Here is a 20,032-nt window from a genome sequence, read left to right as displayed (position 1 = left end):
ACGATCGTGTCGACGGCGTTCCCACGTACGAAAGGCCACGATCATGAGCGTTCAGACCGTCCAGACGACCGCGCAGCCCACCCTCGCAGAGCAGGCGCCGGTGCTGTTGTCCAAGATCGCCGGGTATGTCGCACACCGCACAGTGGTGATCGGCCTGCGGGCCGGGCTGCTGCGCACCGTCGCCGGCAGTCCTGGCATCAGCGCGGACGAACTGTCCGACAGGCTGGGTCTGGACCCGTTCTACGTCTCGGTGTGGTGCAGGAGCGCGTTCGCTTCCGGGATTCTCGCCCGCCGCGGCGACGGCGGCGACGGGTTCGAACTCGAACCGCACCTGGGCACCCTGCTCCTCGACACCTCCTCACCCGCCTATGTCGGCGACGTGTTCCTCGTCTGCGACGCGCCGGAGATGTTCGGCCGGTTCGAGGAGAACCTCGCCACCGGCCGGCGGATGTGGTGGGACGACACCACGCCGGACTGGATCAACGGTGTCGCCGGCGCCGGTACGCCGTTCTACACCCGGCTGATCCCGGCAGGGCTGGCGCACGTACCCGGGCTGGCCGAACGGCTGTCCACCGGATGCCGGGTCGTCGACACCGCGTGTGGATCAGGTGTGGGGCTCGTCCGGCTGGCGTCCACCTACCCGAACTGCACCGTGGTCGGCGTCGACGGTGACCGGCACTCCGTCGAGGTGGCGCGCGAGCGGGTGCGGGCGGCAGGGCTGGAGGACCGCGTCCGGCTGGTGTGCAGCCCGCTGGAGGACATGGTGCTGGACGAACCGGCCGGTCTGGTGATCAACAACATCTCGATGCACGAGTGCCGGGACGCCGACGTGGTGACCCGCAACGTCGCGGCCACGCTCGAACCCGGCGGCTGGTTCGTGATCTCGGACTTCCCGTTCCCGGACTCCGACGCCGGGTTGCGGACGCCTCCTGGGCAGGTGATGTGCGGCATCCAGTTCTTCGAGGCCCAGATCGACGACCAGCTCGTACCCCGGTCGACGTACGACGAACTCCTTGCCCGGCACGGCTTCGCCAACCTGGGATCGGTGCAGTTGACGCCGATGCACGCGCTCACGTACGGGCAGGTACCCCCGGCTGGTTCCGGCGGGTGAGCTGTCGCGCGGCGCCGGCCAGGACCTGGAAGGAGTCCCACACCGCCGGAGGCGTCGCGTCCGGGTTGGCGGCCACGTCGAAGTGTTCGCCGTTGTCCGGTGCGAACTCTGTCGGCAGGTCGTTCTCCGCCTCGGGAAAGGCCCTGGTCGGCGCCGGGGTGACGCGTCCGACGAGCCGCCAGTACAACCAGCCCGCGCTGGACCGGTCCGCGGCGATCGCGTCCACCCACGAGCGCAGCGCTGCGGGCTGGCCCTCGTGCAGCGCACTGTAGGAGAACTCCTGCAGGACAACGGGTTTCCCGGCCTGCCGCGCCGTCTCACCGTGGCGGTGGATCAGGTCGACGACCTGGGCGGGAGTGATGCCGTGGTAGTCGGGATAGGTGTGCCAGGTGCCGAAGTCGATGGTCGGGATCGCGAGTTCGCGGGCCGGATCGACGAAGCTCGACCGGTCGTAGAAGCCCTCGCCGCCCACGCACACCAGATGGTTGGCGTCGATCGACTTCACATACGCCGACATCCGCGAGATCCAGTCCTCCGACAGCGGCCGGCCGTCGGGCATTGTCTTGGTGTTGTCGGCCTCCGGCTCGTTCATCAGGTCCCAGGCGAAGATGGCCGGCTCGTCCTTGTACGCCCGGCCGGTCAGGGAGTTACGCCGGTTGAGTACGTGCGCGACCCAGTCCCGGTAGAACGCCCGCGTCCTTTCGTCGGCGAAGAAGAACGTGTACCTGCGTGGGTCGTTCGACACGTTGTAGTCGGGCAGGAACCACCGGCACACCTGCTGGATTCCGCCGGCCCACTGCCAGAAGTCGATCAGCGCGATGTCGAGCTTGAGGCCCAGCCGCTCGGCCTTCCAGATCACGTAGTCCCAGCGGCCCAGCCCGTTCACCGTGCTGTCGTTGAACGCCCAGGTCCCGCGCGCGGCGTCCCACGACAGCAGGTAGGTGCCGTGCATGCCCATGTTCGAGGCGTCGGCGGTGCTCTGCCAGTTCCAGGTTGACGGCACCGACCCGTCGGGCGACCCGATGACCGAGTGCAGGATCGTCCGTACGACACTCGCACCGGCCCGCTTCGCGGTCTCCAGTACGTCGTCGACCTCGGCCCGGGTGCCCCAGCCGAGGTAGTGGTTGTTGAAGCCGGCGACGGCGAAAGGCCTGCCCTGGTAGGTGAAGCCGGTTCCGTCGGTGCCGACGAAGGGACTCTGGCGACCCGCGGCGTGCGCCGGGGCCGCACTGCCCAGCAGGGCAGCGGCTGGAACGGCGGCGGACGCCTTCAACAGGGTGCGTCGGCGTGGGAACGCGCTCGACGGTTCACGATGCGCTGGAGACACAATCCCCCACGGTCCGGTCCGGCGCGGATTCCGTCAAGAGCCGGGGCCGTGCTTCGACCGATGACGGCCGATGACGGCCGATGGCGGCCGATGGCGGCCGATGCTGTCCGCGGGGTGGAGGTTGCTCGACAAGCGGTTGGCGACTCCGATAGGGGTGCCGAATGGAGACGAGTAGTACGGACGCAGAGACCGGCGACTTTGCCGGCGACCTCGCCGGCCTGTCCCGCCGGCTGCGGGAGGGGTCGACCACGGCGGTGAAGCTCACGGCCGCGGCCCTGGAACGCATCGAGGCCGGCAACCCTCGCCTGAACGCCGTCGTCACCCTGCTCGCCGACGAGGCCATGCGGGACGCCGAGATCGCCGACGCGGAGTTGCGGGCCGGCCACTGGCGCGGGCCGCTGCACGGAATCCCGTTCGGTGTGAAGGACATCTTCGACACCGCTGGTATCCGTACCACCGCAGGGTCGGCGTTCTTCCGCGACCGCGTGCCGGACGAGGACGCCGAGGCCGTACGCCGGGTCCGCGGCGCCGGCGCGGTGGTGATCGGGAAGCTGCACACCCACGAGTTCGCGTTCGGGCCCACCGGGGACGCCTCCTGCTTCGGTCCCGTACGCAACCCGCACGACCCCGGCCGGATGGCCGGCGGGTCCAGCGGCGGGTCGGCGGTCGCGGTGGCCACCGGTATGTGTGCCGCCGCGCTCGGCAGCGACTCCGGCGGCTCGGTCCGTATCCCCGCGGCGCTGTGCGGCGTGGTGGGCATGAAGCCGACGTACGGCCGGATCAGCCGGCACGGCGTCTTCCCGCTGTCGTGGAACCTCGACCACATCGGCCCGCTCACCCGGACGGTCGGGGACAACGCCCGGGTCCTCACTGTGCTCTGCGGGTACGACGAGCGGGACCCGGGTTCGGTACGCCGCGACCCCGAGGACTTCACCCGCGAGCTCGATCTCGGCGTTCGCGGCCTCACCATCGGCGTCCCGGACGCCTACTACTTCGACCACCTCGACCCCGACGTCGACCGCCGGGTCCGGGCCGCGGTCAGCGCACTCGCCGACCTCGGCGCCACCGTCCGGCCGGTCACCGTGCCCGGCCTCGCCGACCTCGCCGCACTCCGGGACGCGCACCGCACGGTCATCAGCGTCGAGGCGTACGCGGTGCACCGGCAGCGGCTGGACGCCGACGATGCCCAGGAGCTGTTCGACCCCACCGTGCGGCAGCGGCTCGTCGACGGCAGCGCGATCAGAGGCTGGGAGTACACCGAGGCGCTGCGGCTGCTGTGGGAGTCCCGGCGTACTTTCACCCGGCTCCTCGAGGACGTGGACGCCCTCGCGACGCCGAGCGTCGCCGTCACCGCGCCGCCGCTGGGCCAGGTGGAGACCGAGGCGGCGGGTGTCGAGGAGACGGTGCGCTGGGCCCTCACCCGGCTCGCCGTACCGACGAACGTGACCGGAACGCCCAGCCTGTCCCTACCCTGCGGATTCTCCCGCGACGGACTGCCGGTCGGCCTGCAGCTCAGCGGCCGGGCGTGGAGCGAGGCCCGCCTCTACCGGATCGCACGTGCGCTGGAGGTCGGTCCCGACTCGACAGCGGTCGACGCCCGGTTCACCCAGGATTGACCCCGGGTGACTTGGGGTGACACTGTCCCCATGGTGACCATTCAGCCGGACCCGTCGTACCAGCATCCGGCGTTCGAGGGCTGGGGCACCAGCCTGGTCTGGTTCGCCAACGCCACCGGCGACTACCCCGACGAGCTCCGGGAGACGCTGGTGCGGCTGGTCTTCGGCGACGACGGGCTCAATCTCACCATCGCCCGCTACAACATCGGCGGCGGCAACGCCCCTGACGTGCGCGACTACCTCCGCCCCGGCGGCGCCGTGCCGGGATGGTGGCACGCACCGGGAGGCACTTCCCGCGGAGACGTCGACTGGTGGTCGGCGGACGATCCGGCCGGCTGGAACCCCGACGCCGACCACGCGCAGCGCTGGTGGGTGGACCGGATCAAGCCGTACGTCACGAAGTGGGAGACGTTCAGCAACTCCCCGCCGTGGTTCATGACCCGCTCCGGCTACGTCTCCGGCGGGTTCCTCCCGTGGAACGACCAGCTGAAGGCCACGAGTGTCGACGACTTCGCGAGGTACGTCGTCGGGGTGACCGAGCGACTGGAGGCGGCGCACGGCATCCGGGTCGACACCATCGATCCGTTCAACGAGCCGAACACCAACCACTGGGTCACCATCCTCGGCTTCGACGGCCGGCCGATCGGTGTACGCCAGGAGGGCGCCCACATCGGACCCGAACTCCAGCAGCGGGTCGTCCGCGCACTCGGGCGGGCCCTGGCCGGCTCGGCCACCGGCGCCCGGATCGCGGCGATGGACGAGACCAACCCGTCGATCTTCGTACGAAACTGGACGAGCTATCCCGCCGACGTGAAGGCGGCCGTGAGCAGGATGAACGTGCACACGTACGCCACCGGTCAGCGCACCGCGGTCCGCGACCTGGCCAAGTCCGAGGGCAAGCCGCTGTGGATGTCGGAGGTCGAGGGCGACTGGGGTCATGGCCAGGACTTCGAGGACATGGATCCGGGGCTGGGCCTGGCCCAGCACATCACCGACGACCTGCGGGAGCTCGAACCCTCGGCCTGGGTCTTCTGGCAGCCCATCGAGGACTACGACAACATGGCGCCTGGCGGCCACGGGGACCTCGGTGGCAACTGGGGTGAGATCCAGGTGCCGTTCGTCTGCGGCGCGCAGGACACGCCGCGGACGTGCCCGGTGCGCACCAACCAGAAGTTCAACACGGCTCGCAACTTCACCCATTACATCCGGCCGGGCGACCACCTGGTGAAGGTCGACGACCCCAGCACGCTCGCCGCGATCCGGCCCGGGGCGCGGACCGCCACCCTCGTCCACACCAACCCGACGGCGGCTCCGCGCGACCTGCGCATCGACCTGTCGAAGTTCGGCACCGTCGGCCCCGACGCCACCGTCACAGGAATCGTCACCGACCGGTCCGGCGCCCTGCGGGAGAGCGCGCCGGTCCCGGTCGACGGCGTGACGGCGAGCGTACGCGCGCCGGCACGGTCGGTCACCACCCTGGTCGTCACCGAAGTGGCAGGGGTGGACGAGGACGCTGCCACGTTCCGGGACGGGCGCACATACCGGTTCGTCGGGGTGCAGAGCGGTAGGTCGCTGGCCACCCGCGGTTCGGGCTCCGAGGGGCTGGTAGTCCGGACCACCGACGCGGCGAACGGTGACCAGTTGTGGACCGTGACCCGGTTGACCGGCGGCTGGACCAACCGCGAGCACCATCAGCTGCGTGCCCGCGACGGCCGTCAGGTGGCGGTGCGGTCGGGGGCGCTCGTCCTCGAGGCGGCGCAGGGGCCACCGGACGAGGCGGCGCGGTGGTACCTCTCCACGACCGGTGACGGCACGTACACGATGGCGAATGTCGCCGGCCCGGGAAACATCGAGGTCGGCGGGCAGGCGACGGCCGACGGGTCGGCAGTGGGGGCCTGGCAGCCAAACGCCGGGCCCAACCAGCGGTGGCGGGTGACCGACGAGACCGTCACGGACGTATAGGCCACTCCCGGGTATGCTGATGCCCGGTTGAGGATCCAGCCAATCTGCAGGCGTTCAATGCCCAGACGGAGGCTGGACCTCGCATGTCTCGCTCAACCGACCTTCCGACCACCAAGGTCGTGCGGCTTTTGAAAGTCGCCTTCGAGGAGCTGTGGGCCGAACGGCCCCCGGCCGACGGAACACCGTACCCACAGGCTGTCGCCGAGGTCGCAGTCCGCCAGATAGGCGGCGCCAAGTGGGCCAGCATCACCCGTGCGAGCGCGGGCCGGTTCTGGACTGAGGTGGCCACGCACGAGACGGCCCGGCTGGCTGACGAACTGCAGTACACATACGCCTCCGGTCCCTGTGTCGACGCCATCCGCGACGACTCGGTGCACCAGCTCAGGGACGTCCACCATGCCGGCCGGCGCTGGCCCGACTTCGCCAAGCGCGCCGGAACCGACCTGGGTGTGGGCAGCGTCGCCAGCTGCTCGATGGTCGTCCTGCCCGTGGAGGACGGTCAGGCGCAGTCCAGCCTGAACGTCTACTCGGACATACCGAAGGCCTTCGACGACACAGCGATGCGATACGTGCAGACACTGGCGAGGTACGGAGAGTTCCTCGCGCTGGTCACCGACGACCGCTACCGGATCCACCATCTGCGGCAGGCGCTGGCCTCCAACCGCGAGATCGGCATCGCCATCGGCATGTTGATGGCCAGGCGCCGGGTCACCCGCGAGCAGGCGTTCGATCTTCTGCGGATCGCCAGCCAGCACACCAACCGGAAGCTGCGGGACATCGCCACCCAGGTCGTCGACACCGGCATGCTGCCGAGCCCGCCCGCCCGGTCGGTCGACGGGGAGGACACGACGGTCGTGCCGTGACCGCGCCGGTGTTCGGTCGTACGACACGCTGGTCTCGGTCGTACGGTACGCCGGTGCCGGTCGCATGATCGCCGGTAGCGGCCAGAGAGGAGAGTTCCCTTCCGCCACATGGTCACTACCGTCGGTGCATGGCTGATGCGAACGAGTCGATCCTCACCACGGAAGAGGTCGAGCGCTACCACGAGCAGGGGTTCCTCGCCCTGGAGTCGTTCATCTCCGCCGACGAGGTCCTGCGTATGCGGGCCATCTACGACCGCCTCTTCGCCGAGCGAGCGGGGCGTTCGGCCGGCGACCAGTTCGACCTTGCCGGCGCGGACGAGGAGGGCGGCGAGGCCAGGCTGCCGCAGATCCTGAAGCCGTCGCAGTACGCACCGGAGCTTCTGCGCAGTGAGACCGTCGCGCGGGTGCGGGCGGTCCTCGCGGCACTTCTCGGGCCGACCGCGACGATGGGCGGTGACCACGCCATCAACAAGCCGCCGCGCCATGGCGCCGAGACACCGTGGCACCAGGACGAGGCGTACTGGGATCCGGCGTACACGTACCGCTCGCTCAGCATCTGGATCCCGTTGCAGGAAGCCACTGTCGACAACGGCTGCATGCAGTTCATTCCCGGCTCCCATCGTGGTGAGGTACTGCCGCACCGCCAGATCGGCGGCGACTCGCGCGTGCACGGCCTGGAAGTGGTGCCCGGAACGATCGACGTGTCCGCCGCGGTCGCCTGCCCGCTCCCACCGGGCGGCGCGGCGATCCACACCAACCGGACCGTGCACTACGCGTCGGCCAACCATTCCGACGACCACCGCCGGGCCTACATCGTCGGCGGCGGTACGCCGCGCGAACCGGTGGTGGTGCCACGGGAGTACCCGTGGCGCGCCGGGCAACAGACGACCGCCCGGGCGCGACGTGCCCAGCGCGTGACGCGGACGGAGGCGTGACGATGCCGGCGGTGCCTGTGACTGACATGGCGAGTAGCCCAGGTGGACGTCTCTCCCGGCGTCGTCTGCTGGAACTCCTCGGACTCGGCGCTGTGGGTACGACGGCAGCGGCCACCACGACTGCCTGCGCCGCAGACGGCCGCGGGAAGGGCGGCGGGAAGTCCGGGAAGACCCGGGAGTTCCACGGCGCCTGGCCGTATCAGGTCCCGCCGAAGGGTCACTTCAACCTGATGTCGGGGGTGACCGACTCCATCGGGCTCGGGATGTACCTCGACCTGATCTTCCTTCCGGGTGGGATGTGGTACTGGAAGGAGCAGAAGTGGGAGCCCCTGCTGGGCAAGAAGTGGGGCTTCGACGAGAAGGCCAGCACCTTCACGTACACGATCAAGGACGGGCTCACCTGGAACGACGGTTCGCCGATCACCAGCCAGGACGTGCTGTCCACCTTCATGTGCCGGCGGGTTATGCGCCAGACCGAGTGGCAGTTCGTGAACAAACTGGAGGCTGCCGACGAGCACACCGTGGTGTTCACCATGAACAACCCGTCGACGGTGGTCGAACGGTACGTGGTGCGGGCGGCCGTCTTCCCGCACGCGATGTACGGCGGCTTCGCCAAGCGGGCCACGGAGCTGTTCTCCGGCGGCGGGAGCCTGGACGACGCTGAGGGTAAGAAGCTCAACGAGGACGTGCAGGCGTACCGGCCGAAGAACCCGGAGAAGGAGGTGCTCACCAGCGGGCCTTTCCGCTACGACTTCGGCAGCATCACCAACGCCCAGCTCACGCTGCGGAAGAACGAGAAGGGCTGGGGTGCGGACCGGATCAACTTCGACACGATCACGGTCTTCAACGGCGAGACGACCGACGTCACACCGGTGGTGCTGGCCAAGAACGTCGACTATGCGACCCACGGGTTTCCGACCGCCACCGAGAAGGAACTGATCAGTAAGGGCTTCCGCATCATTCGCCCGCCGACCTACGCCGGCGGCGGCCTGTTCCTCAACCTGGACAAGCTTCCGGAGTTCAGGGACGTCCGGGCTCGGCAGGGTCTCGCCCACGCGATCGACCGGCGACTGGCCGCCGAGGTCGGCGGTGATTCCTACAAGCCCGTACGACTGATGGCCGGATTCTCCGACATCCTGGTACCGCAGTGGCTGTCGGACGCCGACCAGGCGCGGCTGAACCACTACGAGCACGACCAGGACAAGGCGGCGTCGATACTGACGGCCGCGGGGTGGACCAGGCGTGGCGGGAGCTGGCGTACGCCGCAGGGGAAGCCGGCCACCTACGAGATCAACTATCCCGCGGAGTACTTCGACTACGTGGCCGCGGCGCAGAGCATCGCCCGGCAGCTCAAGAGCTTCGGCATCCAGCTCAACATGCGGGGTGTGACCTTCACCCAGCAGCCGATCGACCTGGACAAGGGGCGGTTCGAGTTCGCCATGCAGGGGTGGGGTGCGTCCAGTGCCCCGCATCCGCACTTCTCCTTCGTGGCCGCGTTCTTCACCCACAACATCCCGATCGCCGCCAACCAGGGAGGCAAGGGAATCGCGTTCCCACTGACCCAGAACACCAAGGCGTTCGGAAAGGTCGACCTGGAGAAGGTCGTCAACGAGGCCGGCGCCGGGCTGGACGAGCAGAAGCAGCGGCAGAACGTGGCGATCGCGGCCCGGGCGTTCAACGAGCTGCTCCCGATCATCCCGATCGAGGAACGCTACGGGAACAACCCTGCCCTGCAGGGAGTGCGGGTCAAGGAGTGGCCGCCGGACAGTGACCCGATCATGCTGAACGCGCCGTACGCCGACAACTTCACCACCCTGCTGATGTTCAAGGGCAAGCTCCAGCCCGCGTAGGAGGGCGTGCTCCTCGCCGCGGTGCGTTCTGCAGAGCAGTACCCCGTTGGCGAGGTCGGTGGGGACGAAGTCTTCCAGGCTCGCTCGGGTGAGCCGGAAAAGGATTGCGTCGCGACGGGCCGAGCTGCGTTGATGGACGGATGCCCAACCCGTTCCTGAGTGAACTGCACGGACGCTTCGAAGTTCCGCGCCATGTAGTGGTCGGCCTGGCCGAGCGCGCGACAGGACGTTGTGTCGTCGAGGTCGAGCGAGTCGTACGCGGCTACGACAACGAGGTGTATCGCGTCGGCCTCGACGATGGCGGGGTGGTCTATCCCCGGATCAGGCCTGCCGGCGACCACGGCCACACCGACGAGGTGTGGGCGATGGAGCAGGCCCGCGCGGCCGGCGTTCCCGTGCCGGACGTACTCGCCTCCGAGGTCGTTTACACGGAGGAGGGTGAGCGCGAGGCGATGGTGGTCTCGTGTGCGCCGGGTCGCGCGCTCGCCGCGCTTCTGCCCTCGCTGACCGGGAATGAACGCCGAAGCGCGATGGCCGCCGTGGGCCGCGTACTGGCGCTCCTCCACTCCGTGCCGACGCCCGGCCCGTGGCGCCCGGACGGCGAGGGGCGCTGGCCGGACCCGACCTCGTTGCGGAACGGCTTCATCGACGAGCGAGCCGGTGAACGCACCGAACTCGTCCGGGCCGGCCTCACCGACGAGGAGGTCGACCAGATCATCGGCCTGCTGCCGACGGCCTGGGATGCCACCGCCCCGGAGCGACCGGTGCTCTGCCACGGTGACCTCGGTCCCGACCACGCGTTCGTCGACGCCGACCTCAACGTGAGCGCGATGATCGACTGGGGTGGTTGGCACGGCGGTTCGGCCGTCGGGGACCTGGCCCGGACCTCGATGCTCAACGAGGACGAGGACTTCGCGGCGATCGTCGACGGCCACGGCCGGTGGGCGAACGACGACCCGGAGTTTCGGCGGGCACTGGCGCTGTCCACGATGATGTACGCGATCGGCCACACCGCGCATCACGTTCGCATCGGTGACCTCGCCGGCGCGCCCCGGTCGGTGGCCCGGCTGCGCCGCATCCTGGCCGACTTCGATCACGGAAGGAGGTAGCCGCGGGCGATGATCGAGCCGTTCACCATCCAGATCCCACAGTTCGCCTTGGACGACCTGCGCCGGCGACTGGCACAGACGCGCTGGCCAGAGCCCGAGTCCTGCTGAATTCGGTTTGCGTCGCCCGCCCCGCGTCCCACAGGATGACCCGATGGCTCTCACCGTTCAGTGCGTCGTCGTCGACGCGGCAGATCCCGGCCGGCTGGCGGCGTTCTGGGAGGCGGCGCTCGGCTGGCGGCGTACCCACGACACTCCCGACGAGGTCGCCCTGGAACCCCCCGCCGGCTCGATCTGGGACGGCGTGGCGCCGGACCTGTTGTTCGTGCGTGTCCCGGACGCCAGGGCGGGCAAGAACAGGTTGCACCTCGACCTGCGCCCGGAGGACCAGGCAGCCGAGGTGGCTCGGCTTGCGTCGTTGGGCGCCTCCCGGGCGAACGTCGGCCAGGACCCGGACGCCTCGTGGGTGGTGATGACCGACCCGGAGGGCAACGAGTTCTGCGTACTGCGAGCGTTCACCGCCGAACAGAACGCCGAACTCGCGCGCATCCGGGCCGCCCGTACACCCGTCGAGGAGTAGCGCCCCGAACCAACGCGCGGGCCGTCAGTCACCGCGCAGCGCGGCCTGGGCAAGAATCCGGTCAGCGACCTCCATCGTCCTGACGGCATCCCGGAACGGCGAACTCGTCAGCTCCCTCCCGGCCAGAAGGGAGTCGATGAACTCCCGGTTCTTCTCCCGGAAACCGCCGAAAACGTACAGTTCGTCGCTGCCGGCCACCGCGCGGGCGTCGTACACGGCGGGCTCGGTCTGGTTGTCGGCGTACAACTGCGCACCGGTTTCCGGATCGGCATCGCAGGCGATCGTCGGAGCGTGCATCTGGACCCGGAACACCCGTCGCCCGCTGGCCCAGTTGCACAGCAGCACTCCGGTCGCGCCGGTGCTGAAGTGCAGGGTGGCGGTGAACCAGTTGATGTCGGGGACGCCGATCCGTTTGCAGTGACTCTCGATGTTCTCGACGTCCCCACCACAGATCCAGCGCAACGTGTCGATGACGTGCACGCCGTCGTCGAGCATGCGGTCGCGCGGCGACCAGAAGGGTTGCGGGTCGCACTTGTAGAACTCGCACACCGCATGCACGATCGGGCCGCGTTCGAGGCAGGCGTCGCGCATCTTCGACAGCAACGGGCTGGTACGCCGCTGGAAGCTCACCTGGGTGATCGCGCCGTTCTCCTCGGCGAGGGCGGCCGGCATCTCGGCCTGGTGGCGGCTGAGCCCGAGCGGCTTCTCGACGTAGAGGTTGAGACCCTGTCGCAGGCACCAGACCCAGACGTCGTACATCAGGTGAGGCTGCCCGACCGCGTACACCCCGTCGGGCGCGGTGTCCTCCACCATCTGCCGGTAGTCGGTGTAGCGGCCCTCGATCCCGTAGCGGTCCGCGACGCTGTCCAGCCGCTGCCGGTCGAGGTCGCAGGCGCCGACGATGCTGACGTCTGGGAACGATGCCAGCGAGGGAAGGTGCACTCGTTGGGTCATGGCGCCGAGTCCGATCAGCGCCACCTTCGCATCACTCATGATGGTCCCTCCTGGCAGTGGACTGCCGTACGACCAGTTCGGGTGTCGCCGTGGTGTGGTCGGGCGGACCGGATCGCTCACCTTCCAGCCGGCCGATCAGTTGGGCGGTGGCGGTGCGCATCATCTGCGGGAGCGGCTGGCGCACCGTGGTGAGTGGCGGCGTGGCGACCTCCGCGAGTACCGGCAGGTCGTCGAAGCCCACCACGGACAGGTCGTCGGGAACCCGGATGCCGAGGTCGCGGGCGCCGGCGTACGCGCCGAGGGCGTACATGTCGTTGATGGTGAACAACGCGGTCGGCCTGGCCGGCATGCTGAGCAGTTGGTGCGCGCCGGTCCGGCCGAGTTCGGCACTCTCCGCGTCCCCGAAGGTGCTCACCGACGAGCCCTCCCACACGAGGTCGTCGTCGGGCGTGATGCCCGCATCGGCGAGCGCGTGCCGGTAGCCGGCCAGGCGTTCGCGCCGGCTGACCGTGCGGATCGGCCCGGACAGGAAGCCGATCCTGCGGTGCCCGAGTCCGGTCAGGTGGGAGATCGCCAAGCGCGCCGCGAGCACGTTGTCGATCTCCACGCTGCCGACCACGAGTGGGCTCACACCGGCCGGAGAGCGGTCGAACGCCACCACCTGCAGCCCACGGCCGTCGAGGTGGCCGAGATGGTCGAACGACAACGGTGAGGAACCGAAGATCAGTCCGCGAACGCCGGAGTCGAGCAGTGTCTCCGCGAACCGCACCTCGCGTTCGGTGTCGCGTTCCGCGTTGCACAGCAGGACCTGGTAGCCATGCTCGCGAGCGGCCTGCTCGACCCGCAGGGCCACGAACCCCCAGAAGGGGTTGGCGACCGACGGGACGATCAGCCCGATCGTACGGACCTGTCCGGTGCGAAGCTGCCGGGCCAGCTGGTTGGGTGCGTAACCCAGCTCGCGGACGGCTCGGCGTACGCGCTCGGTCGTGTCCGGACGGGTTCGCCCCGCGCGGCCGTTGAGCACGTTGGAGACGGTGCTCGGGGAGACCCCCGCGTGTCTGGCGACGTCTCGCAGGCTCACCTTCGCGGCGTCCATGAGCCTCCTCGACGTCCTCTCGGCGCTACGAACGACGGATCGACGACCGCATGGAGTCTAACGATTTAGTAGACACGTACTCGGCCGGGATTCCGTGCCCGGCCTCGGCCTGTTCCGGTCATTGCGAACAGCGACGAGCTCAGCCGTGTCGCCACCTGTGTAACGTTGCACCAACTCAGCTATCCCGCTCGTTGTTCGTCCCGACCTGTTCTGGAGACGACCATGGCAAGGGGTCAGCACGGTAGTCAGCACGCTCAGGACCGCACCGACCGAATCGATCGCACCGACCAGGTGGACAGGCCATCCCGGCGGCGAGTGCTGGAGTTGTGCGCCGTCTCTCTCGCGGTGGGCGCGTCGGGCACCGGCTGCAGCCTGCTGTCGACCAGCCCGCAGGGTAAGAAGAGAGACGCCGGCAAGACGGCGCAGGCCAAGGGCGCGGAGGCTCCGATGCTCGCCCGCCAGGTCGAGGCGGGCAAGCTTCCGCCGGTGAGGCGACGCCTGCCGAAGAAGCCACTCGTGGTCAAACCCGCCGAACGCATCGGGCGGTACGGCGGCACCTGGCACGCCGCCATGCTGGGAGCCGACACGGCGTGGCTGGACCGGACCATCGGCTACGACCCGCTGCTGCGGTGGCGGCCCGGCGCCCGGACGTTCGACAGGGAGCAGGTCGTGCCCGGGGTCGCCGAGTCGTTCGAGGTGAACGCCGACGCGTCCGAGTACACCTTCCGGCTAAGGGAGGGCATGCGCTGGTCCGACGGTGAGCCGTTCACCGCCGACGACATCGTCTTCGCCTACGAGGATGTGCTGCTGAACAAGAAGATCTCACCCGTCCTCGCCGCTGCATACCTCGCCGGCGGGCGCCCGGCCCGGATCTCCAGAACCGACACGTACGGCTTCAAGGTGACCTTCGACGAACCGAACGCGCTGTTCGCGCAGCGGATGGCCACCAAGGCGTACGGGCTGGACCTGGTGAAGCATCCACGACACTACCTGTCGAAGTTCCACGAGAAGTACTCCGAGGACGCGGATCGCCTTGCCAGGAAGGGGAAGTTCACCGACTGGGTGGCGTTGTTCGGCGCGAAGCGGGACCGGTGGGCCAATCCGGAGCTCCCGACGCTCGACGCGTGGGTCATCACCAACGCGGTGGGCACCGGCGATCGGGTCGTGGCCACCCGGAACCCGTACTACTGGAAGGTCGATCCGGACGGCAGCCAGCTTCCGTACCTCGACGAGTTCGTCAACTCCGTCGTCTCCGACCCCGAAGTGATGTTGCTCAAGGCCACGAACGGCGAGTTCGACTTCCAGGAACGCACCATCACCTCGTTGCGCAACAAGCCGGTCCTTGCCCGCAGCCGGGACAAGGGGCACTACCGCTTCCTCGACATGGTCAACGCGAACATGAACACCGCGATCATCTCGTTGAACCTGTGCCACAAGGACCCGGTGAAGCGCGAGATCTTCCGCAACCGCGACTTCCGGGTCGGCCTGTCCCATGCGATCAACCGCAGGGAGATCATCGTCGCGGCGTACCAGCGTCAAGGCACGCCTGCGCAACCGGCGCCACGACCGGAGTCGGCGTTCTACGACAGGCAACTGGCCACGCAGTACACCGAGTACGACGTCGGCCTCGCCAACCAGCACCTGGACCGGGCCGGCTACCGCGAACGCGACCGCAGCGGTGTCCGGCTCGGCCCGGACGGCTCGCCGATCAGGTTCGTGGTCGAGATCGCCAGTCAGGACTACGGTTTCGGCTGGGCCAACGTGATGGACCTGGTGCGGGGATACTGGCGCGCGGTCGGTGTCGACATGAGCGTCCACGCCGAGGACGGCAGCCTGTTCTACGAACGCAAGGATGCGAACACCTTCGACGCCGTGGTCTGGCAGGGAGACGTCGGAGGCATGGACCCGCGCCTGGAACCCCGCTACTACATGCCCTACCGCGACGAGTCGAACTTCGCGCTCCCGTGGGCGGAGTGGTACCAGACCCGCGGTGCCGGCGGAGAGGAACCACCCGAGGCGGTCCGCCGCCAGATGAGTCTGTACGACCAGATGACCGCCACCGCCGACGCCGACGAGCAGAACCGGCTGCTGCACGAGGTCGTGGCGATGGCGCGAGAGCAGTTCTACGCGATCGGCATCTGCCTCCCACCGAAGGGATACAGCATCGTCCGCAACGACTTCCACAACGTACCGACGATGATGATCGAGTCCGACTATCCCGAACCCGGGCCGACGAACCCCGAGCAGTACTTCACGACCCGGCAGTAGAACAGTAGAGCTGTCACCAGAGCCGCCACCGGCTGGAGGAGAGACCGTCTGATGCGCACCGTGTTGTTCACCAAGCTGTTCGGGTCCCGGGGACTGGACGAGATCGGACCGGCCGTGGCCGACCTCGGCTTCGACGGCGTCGACCTGCTGATCCGGCCCGGCTTCTCGGTGACCCCGGACGAGGCGGACCGGCTGCCCGGTGCGGTGGCAGACCTGCGGGCGCTCGGCCTCGACGTCCCGATGGCGACGACGGATCTCACCGACCCGGCGAACTTCCCCACCGCGAAGGTCTTCGGTGCGTGTGCCGACGCGGGCGTCGGTCTGATCCGGCTGGGTTACTGGAACTACGACGGGTCCCGTCCGTACGACGAGATCCGCGACCAGGCCCGTCGCGACCTGGACGAGCTGGAGCGCCTCGCCGGGTCGTACGGCATCGGCCTGGCGATCCAGCTGCACGGGGGCACGATCCACTCCTCGGGCGCACTCGCCCGGGTGCTGCTCGAGGGCCGCGACCCGGCGGCGGTCAGCGCCTATCCCGACCCGGGCAACCAGGTGGTTCAGGACGGCCGGGAGGACTGGCGGCTGACCTTCGACCTGCTGCGCCCCTGGCTCAGCTGCGTCGGGGTGAAGAACGGCGGCTGGTTCGCGGGCTCCACGCAGGAGAGCGGCGAGCGTGCCTGGCAGTCGGACTGGCTCGGTCTCGCCGACGGCATGGTGCCGTGGCCGGGCATCCTGGACCACCTGCGCACGACGGGGTTCGGCGGACTGCTGTCGTTCCACAGCCACTACGAACTGCCGTACGAGCAGGTGCTCGACCAGACGCGCACCGACCTGCGGTTCGTGCGGCGCTGCCTGGAGCACGCCTCGGCCTGACCGCTCCGACCTCACCCGCGACGCTGTCCGTCACGCCTTGCCCGAAGCGCGGGCCGGCCCGGTGCTCTCCCTCCGTACGCACGTTCGGAGGGCCGGATCATCGCGCAGAGCCGGCCGGATCGGTGGGCGACTCATCGGTGGGCGGCGAGGTCGAGCAGCCGGTCCACCAGGCGGTCGGCGTGCGCGGTCGGCATGGGCTGGGCGAAGAGTGCCCGGAAGTACAGTGGCGCCACGAGGACGTCGAGCAGTTCCTCGACGGTCGGCACCTGTTCGCCCCTGGTCGCAGCGCGGTCCAGCATGACCTGGAGCTGCTGTTCGCGCGCCCGGAACGCCGGCGAGCTCTCCCGGGACTCGCCGGGGCGGATCTCCATCACCGTGGCCCGCAGGATCAGCGGGATCGCTCCGTCGGCGAGGCTCTCGGCAACGTTGGTGGTGTACTGCCGGAGGTCCTCACGCAGTGACCCGGTGTCGGGAACCTCACCGGCGGTGAACCGCTCGACGAGTACGTCCTGGACGAGCGCCGACATGCTGCCCCAGCGGCGGTAGATCGTGGCCTGGTGGACGCCCGAGCGCTCGGCGACCAGCGGCACGCTCATCTCCTCCCACGGGTGCTCCTCCATCAGGTCGACGACCGCCTCGTGGACGGCCGACCGCACTCGAGCGGAACGCCCGCCGGGCCGCTGCATGGTTCGTTCGTAAGCCACGGTCGAACCTTAACGCGAAAACCATTGCGTTAGCTGGCGGGTGCCGTCTACCGTCTTGACGCGAGGATGTTCGCGTTTAGGTGGGAGAGGTGCGAGGCGTCATGAGGCGTTGGTGGGCCCGGGCGGCGACCCGGGTGGCGAGTGGGCTGGTCATTCTGGCCGCCGCGGTGGGTGCGACCGTCGGGGTCGGAGCAGTGTCGAGCAGGGGTGCTATCGAAGCGGCCTACCCGCACCCGATGGAGGTGACCGACCGGGTTCGAGCGGCCGTCGCCGCCGCGCCGCGACCCGCGTACGACCCGAAGCGGCCGACGGCCGTGGTCCTGATCGGCGCCGAGGGCGCGAACGGTGCGGACGTCCTCGCGCCGTACGAAGTGCTCGCGGCGTCGGGTGAGTTCAACGTCTACACCGCGGCCCCGCAACGCCGGCCCCTGCCGCTCACCGGCGGCCTGGACGTCGTACCCGACCACACCTTCTCCGAACTCGACCAGAAGTTCCCCGAGGGTGTCGACGTGGTCGTCATCCCGGAGGTGCCGGACGCGGGCAAGCCGAGTTCGGATCCGTTGCGGGACTGGATTCTTCGGCAGGCAGCCCACGGTGCGACCGTCGTCGGCGTGTGTGTCGGCGTCGAACTGCTCGCCCAGACCGGTCTGCTCGACCATCGGCCGGCCACGTCGAACTGGTTCAAGCTCGGCATGGGCGGGATGGCGAAGCAGTATCCGAACGTCCGCTGGGTCACCGACGTGCGATACGTCGACGACGGTCAGGTCATCACCACTGCCGCCGTGCTGTCCGGAGTGGACGGTGCTCTGCGTGTGGTGGAGCGCCGGGCCGGTGAGGACGCCGCCCGCAGGGCTGCGGCCGCCGTGCGCTGGCCGTACTACCGGCCGGGCAGGGCTGCGCCGGTGCCCGGCTCGCGGTTCAGAGTGTCCTCGGACTCCGTGGTGCTGCTGAACCTCGGTTACCGGGATCCCGCCCCGCAGGGGGTCGTCCTCACCGGCGGCGTCGGCGAGACGGAGCTGGCGTCGGCCTTCCGGCCGTACACCGCGCTCTCCTTCGTGGCGCAGACCCACACGGTCACGTTGGACGGCGGGCCGATCCGTTCCCGGCACGGGCTGACCTTCGTGCCGCGGTCCGCCCTGGGAGACGTCTCGGGCGAGCTGGATCGCCTGGTGGTGCCCGGGCACTCGGCGGCCCGCAACCCGGACCCGGCGCTGGCTCGCGCGGCGGGCTCGGCCGGCCTCCCGGTGACGTACCTGCACACGCGCTCGGAGTTTGCCTTCGACGGAGCGCTGCGCGACGTGGCCGCCACCACCGACGTCGCCACCGCCACCTGGGTGGCCAAGACCCTGGAGTATCCCGTACGTACCGAGCTCTCGGGCCCGTCGTGGCCGTGGGAGCTCGCCGCCCGGGCACTCGTCGTCGGCATCGTCGGTGGGGAGATCGCGGCGGTGATCGCCTGGGTCGCCCGCCGTCGCTTCCTGGCCCGGCGATCTCGGAAGCGTCGGGAGTCCGGCACGCCCGGGCGATCCGGGAATCGAGGAGCCGGCGCAACCACCAGTTGACGCAACCGTACGGTTGCCATACGGTAGCAACCGTACGGTTGCTACTAGCTGGAGGTCACAGATGAGCTTTCCCGATCGCATCGAGCGGACCGTGGAGGTCGCTCACCCGCCGGCCAGGGTCTGGGCGGCGCTCACCACCGCCGAAGGGCTGGGCACCTGGTTCGGCAACCAGGCCAAGATCGACCTGCGTCCGGGCGGATCGGCCCAGATGACGTGGGACAGCGGCGACAAGGCCGAGATGCGGGTCGAACGCGTCGAGGAGCCGACGGTGTTCGGCTTCACCTGGCAGATCCACGGCCTGCCCGAGGACGATCCACGTCGTACGTACGTCGAGTTCACGCTCGAGCCGACCGCTGCGGGCACCCGGCTGACGGTGGTCGAGTCAGGCTTCGCCCAACTCCCCGAGGACGCCTACCGCAAGGCGTACCAGGGCAACACCGAGGGCTGGGCGCACGAGCTGGGTGAACTCGTCGACTACCTCGATGCCGCCTGAGCCGTCCGAGCGGCCTGAGCACGGTGACATCGAGGCGGTCGCCGAGCAGGTCTTCGTCGCCCTGGCCGACCCGACCCGGCGCGCCATCCTGGCGGAGCTCGCCTCGGGAGGACCGGCCACGGCGACGGACCTGGCCGACCGGTTGCCGATCACCAGGCAGGCGATCGCCAAACACCTTGCCCTGTTGACCGACGCGGGTCTGGTGACCGCCGAAGCAGGTGAGCGCCGCCGGGTGCGGTACCGGCTGCGCTCGGCACCGATGCAGGTGGCGCAGCAGTTCCTGGCCGCGCTTGCCCGCGACTGGGACAGCCAGCTGGACGCCCTGAAGGACCTCCTCGACCGAGGCGCAGAAGATCACGACGCGTCCGGGACGGACGGGAACGGAGACCACACGTGACCGAGCAGGGACTCACCACCACGTTCACGGTCGACCAGACGCCGATGGAGGCGTTCCAGGCCGTCACCAATGTCCACGGGTGATGGTGATCACCTTCGACATCACTCAGAAGGACGGGCGCACCGAGGTCCGCTTCACCCACCACGGCCTGGTGCCCACCGAGGAGTGCTTCGACGTGTGCTCCACGGGGTGGAACTTCTATGTCAACACCAGCTTGCGCCAGCTGATCGCCACCGGCGAGGGGCAGCCCAACTCCGGTGGCCGCGCACGACTGGCGACCGAGGAGGCGGTGGTGTCGGGAATGGCGTGAAGAACACCACCTGCCGTCCGAGCCG

19 protein-coding genes are annotated in these 20,032 nt (G+C 69.3%); 15 read left to right on the top strand and 4 right to left on the bottom strand.

Features of this window, described 5'->3' with window-relative positions:
* The first annotated feature begins 43 nt into the window (after nucleotides 1–43).
* Nucleotides 44–1,111 (top strand): class I SAM-dependent methyltransferase, encoded by a 1,068-nt coding sequence (locus tag BLU27_RS04390; RefSeq protein WP_092650769.1) that lies wholly within the window; start codon nucleotides 44–46, stop codon nucleotides 1,109–1,111.
* Here BLU27_RS04390 and BLU27_RS04385 read toward each other — a convergent pair.
* Nucleotides 1,071–2,384, bottom strand: coding sequence for a cellulase family glycosylhydrolase (locus BLU27_RS04385; RefSeq protein ID WP_157728209.1), 1,314 nt, complete (start codon nucleotides 2,382–2,384; stop codon nucleotides 1,071–1,073). The two genes, BLU27_RS04390 and BLU27_RS04385, sit on opposite strands and share 41 nt — an antisense overlap.
* Before the next feature lie 215 nt (nucleotides 2,385–2,599).
* Between BLU27_RS04385 and BLU27_RS04380 the strand changes: the two genes are divergently transcribed.
* From BLU27_RS04380 to BLU27_RS04350, 8 genes are all read left to right on the top strand, one after another.
* Nucleotides 2,600–4,054 carry an amidase gene (locus BLU27_RS04380; RefSeq protein WP_092650765.1) on the top strand — a complete coding sequence of 485 codons (1,455 nt, stop codon included), beginning with the start codon at nucleotides 2,600–2,602 and terminating at the stop codon, nucleotides 4,052–4,054.
* A 30-nt stretch (nucleotides 4,055–4,084) separates the two neighbouring features.
* A complete protein-coding gene (locus BLU27_RS04375; protein ID WP_092650763.1) occupies nucleotides 4,085–6,016 on the top strand; it encodes a glycoside hydrolase in 1,932 nt (643 codons plus the stop codon).
* 83 nt (nucleotides 6,017–6,099) lie between these two features.
* Nucleotides 6,100–6,879: an ANTAR domain-containing protein gene (locus BLU27_RS04370; protein WP_092650761.1), complete on the top strand. Its 780-nt coding sequence runs from the start codon at nucleotides 6,100–6,102 to the stop codon at nucleotides 6,877–6,879.
* Nucleotides 6,880–7,007: 128 nt separating this feature from the next.
* On the top strand, nucleotides 7,008–7,814 hold the full coding sequence (locus BLU27_RS04365) for a phytanoyl-CoA dioxygenase family protein (RefSeq protein WP_092650759.1): 807 nt from the start codon (nucleotides 7,008–7,010) through the stop codon (nucleotides 7,812–7,814).
* An 11-nt stretch (nucleotides 7,815–7,825) separates the two neighbouring features.
* On the top strand, nucleotides 7,826–9,664 hold the full coding sequence (locus BLU27_RS04360; RefSeq protein WP_241827780.1) for an ABC transporter substrate-binding protein: 1,839 nt from the start codon (nucleotides 7,826–7,828) through the stop codon (nucleotides 9,662–9,664).
* A 140-nt stretch (nucleotides 9,665–9,804) separates the two neighbouring features.
* Nucleotides 9,805–10,773 carry a phosphotransferase family protein gene (locus BLU27_RS04355; protein WP_092650757.1) on the top strand — a complete coding sequence of 323 codons (969 nt, stop codon included), beginning with the start codon at nucleotides 9,805–9,807 and terminating at the stop codon, nucleotides 10,771–10,773.
* Nucleotides 10,774–10,782: 9 nt separating this feature from the next.
* Nucleotides 10,783–10,881 (top strand): epoxide hydrolase N-terminal domain-containing protein, encoded by a 99-nt coding sequence (locus BLU27_RS30200; protein ID WP_241827779.1) that lies wholly within the window; start codon nucleotides 10,783–10,785, stop codon nucleotides 10,879–10,881.
* A 43-nt stretch (nucleotides 10,882–10,924) separates the two neighbouring features.
* Nucleotides 10,925–11,350 (top strand): VOC family protein, encoded by a 426-nt coding sequence (locus tag BLU27_RS04350; protein WP_092650755.1) that lies wholly within the window; start codon nucleotides 10,925–10,927, stop codon nucleotides 11,348–11,350.
* 24 nt (nucleotides 11,351–11,374) lie between these two features.
* On the opposite strand, the gene BLU27_RS04345 is transcribed toward BLU27_RS04350, so the two are convergent.
* Nucleotides 11,375–12,343 carry a Gfo/Idh/MocA family protein gene (locus BLU27_RS04345; protein ID WP_092650753.1) on the bottom strand — a complete coding sequence of 323 codons (969 nt, stop codon included), beginning with the start codon at nucleotides 12,341–12,343 and terminating at the stop codon, nucleotides 11,375–11,377.
* A complete protein-coding gene (locus tag BLU27_RS04340; protein WP_092650751.1) occupies nucleotides 12,336–13,400 on the bottom strand; it encodes a LacI family DNA-binding transcriptional regulator in 1,065 nt (354 codons plus the stop codon). Before BLU27_RS04340 ends, BLU27_RS04345 begins: the two co-directional genes overlap by 8 nt.
* 291 nt (nucleotides 13,401–13,691) lie before the next feature.
* Here BLU27_RS04340 and BLU27_RS04335 point away from each other — a divergent pair, with 291 nt between their 5' ends.
* Nucleotides 13,692–15,668, top strand: a complete 1,977-nt coding sequence (locus BLU27_RS04335) for an ABC transporter substrate-binding protein (protein ID WP_157728208.1) — start codon at nucleotides 13,692–13,694, stop codon at nucleotides 15,666–15,668.
* Between the two features lie 51 nt (nucleotides 15,669–15,719).
* Entirely contained in the window at nucleotides 15,720–16,541 is an 822-nt protein-coding gene (locus BLU27_RS04330) for a sugar phosphate isomerase/epimerase family protein (RefSeq protein ID WP_092650747.1), read from the top strand.
* A gap of 131 nt (nucleotides 16,542–16,672) precedes the next feature.
* Here the strand turns inward: BLU27_RS04330 and BLU27_RS04325 are convergent, their stop codons facing one another.
* Complete coding sequence (locus BLU27_RS04325) at nucleotides 16,673–17,245, bottom strand: TetR/AcrR family transcriptional regulator (RefSeq protein WP_197681677.1); 573 nt, start codon at nucleotides 17,243–17,245, stop codon at nucleotides 16,673–16,675.
* A gap of 101 nt (nucleotides 17,246–17,346) precedes the next feature.
* Here BLU27_RS04325 and BLU27_RS04320 point away from each other — a divergent pair, with 101 nt between their 5' ends.
* The 4 genes from BLU27_RS04320 (at nucleotide 17,347) to BLU27_RS31095 (ending at nucleotide 20,007) form a co-directional block, all read left to right on the top strand.
* On the top strand, nucleotides 17,347–18,807 hold the full coding sequence (locus BLU27_RS04320) for a DJ-1/PfpI family protein (protein WP_092650743.1): 1,461 nt from the start codon (nucleotides 17,347–17,349) through the stop codon (nucleotides 18,805–18,807).
* A gap of 61 nt (nucleotides 18,808–18,868) precedes the next feature.
* On the top strand, nucleotides 18,869–19,300 hold the full coding sequence (locus BLU27_RS04315; protein WP_092650741.1) for an SRPBCC domain-containing protein: 432 nt from the start codon (nucleotides 18,869–18,871) through the stop codon (nucleotides 19,298–19,300).
* Nucleotides 19,290–19,697, top strand: coding sequence for an ArsR/SmtB family transcription factor (locus tag BLU27_RS04310; protein ID WP_092650739.1), 408 nt, complete (start codon nucleotides 19,290–19,292; stop codon nucleotides 19,695–19,697). The genes BLU27_RS04315 and BLU27_RS04310 overlap by 11 nt, the downstream gene beginning before the upstream one ends.
* A gap of 82 nt (nucleotides 19,698–19,779) precedes the next feature.
* The gene (locus BLU27_RS31095) at nucleotides 19,780–20,007 is read left to right on the top strand and encodes an SRPBCC family protein (RefSeq protein WP_197681676.1); all 228 of its coding nucleotides are present in this window, start codon (nucleotides 19,780–19,782) and stop codon (nucleotides 20,005–20,007) included.
* The last annotated feature ends 25 nt before the right edge of the window (nucleotides 20,008–20,032 follow it).

It is taken from the genome of Actinopolymorpha singaporensis, assembly GCF_900104745.1.
Taxonomy (GTDB): domain Bacteria; phylum Actinomycetota; class Actinomycetes; order Propionibacteriales; family Actinopolymorphaceae; genus Actinopolymorpha; species Actinopolymorpha singaporensis.
The sequence above is the reverse complement of the archived record's forward strand: the minus strand, read 5'-3'. Positions and strand labels throughout refer to the sequence as shown.

Bases quoted from the DNA above. Each gene is read 5' to 3' on its own strand.
- BLU27_RS04390 (WP_092650769.1), top strand. From the start codon at position 44: ATGAGCGTTCAGACCGTCCAGACGACCGCGCAGCCCACCCTCGCAGAG.
- BLU27_RS04380 (WP_092650765.1), top strand. From the start codon at position 2,600: ATGGAGACGAGTAGTACGGACGCAGAGACCGGCGACTTTGCCGGCGAC.
- BLU27_RS04375 (WP_092650763.1), top strand. From the start codon at position 4,085: ATGGTGACCATTCAGCCGGACCCGTCGTACCAGCATCCGGCGTTCGAG.
- BLU27_RS04370 (WP_092650761.1), top strand. From the start codon at position 6,100: ATGTCTCGCTCAACCGACCTTCCGACCACCAAGGTCGTGCGGCTTTTG.
- BLU27_RS04365 (WP_092650759.1), top strand. From the start codon at position 7,008: ATGGCTGATGCGAACGAGTCGATCCTCACCACGGAAGAGGTCGAGCGC.
- BLU27_RS04355 (WP_092650757.1), top strand. From the start codon at position 9,805: ATGCCCAACCCGTTCCTGAGTGAACTGCACGGACGCTTCGAAGTTCCG.
- BLU27_RS30200 (WP_241827779.1), top strand. From the start codon at position 10,783: ATGATCGAGCCGTTCACCATCCAGATCCCACAGTTCGCCTTGGACGAC.
- BLU27_RS04350 (WP_092650755.1), top strand. From the start codon at position 10,925: ATGGCTCTCACCGTTCAGTGCGTCGTCGTCGACGCGGCAGATCCCGGC.
- BLU27_RS04345 (WP_092650753.1), bottom strand. From the start codon at position 12,343: ATGAGTGATGCGAAGGTGGCGCTGATCGGACTCGGCGCCATGACCCAA.
- BLU27_RS04340 (WP_092650751.1), bottom strand. From the start codon at position 13,400: ATGGACGCCGCGAAGGTGAGCCTGCGAGACGTCGCCAGACACGCGGGG.
- BLU27_RS04330 (WP_092650747.1), top strand. From the start codon at position 15,720: ATGCGCACCGTGTTGTTCACCAAGCTGTTCGGGTCCCGGGGACTGGAC.
- BLU27_RS04320 (WP_092650743.1), top strand. From the start codon at position 17,347: ATGAGGCGTTGGTGGGCCCGGGCGGCGACCCGGGTGGCGAGTGGGCTG.
- BLU27_RS04315 (WP_092650741.1), top strand. From the start codon at position 18,869: ATGAGCTTTCCCGATCGCATCGAGCGGACCGTGGAGGTCGCTCACCCG.
- BLU27_RS04310 (WP_092650739.1), top strand. From the start codon at position 19,290: ATGCCGCCTGAGCCGTCCGAGCGGCCTGAGCACGGTGACATCGAGGCG.
- BLU27_RS31095 (WP_197681676.1), top strand. From the start codon at position 19,780: ATGGTGATCACCTTCGACATCACTCAGAAGGACGGGCGCACCGAGGTC.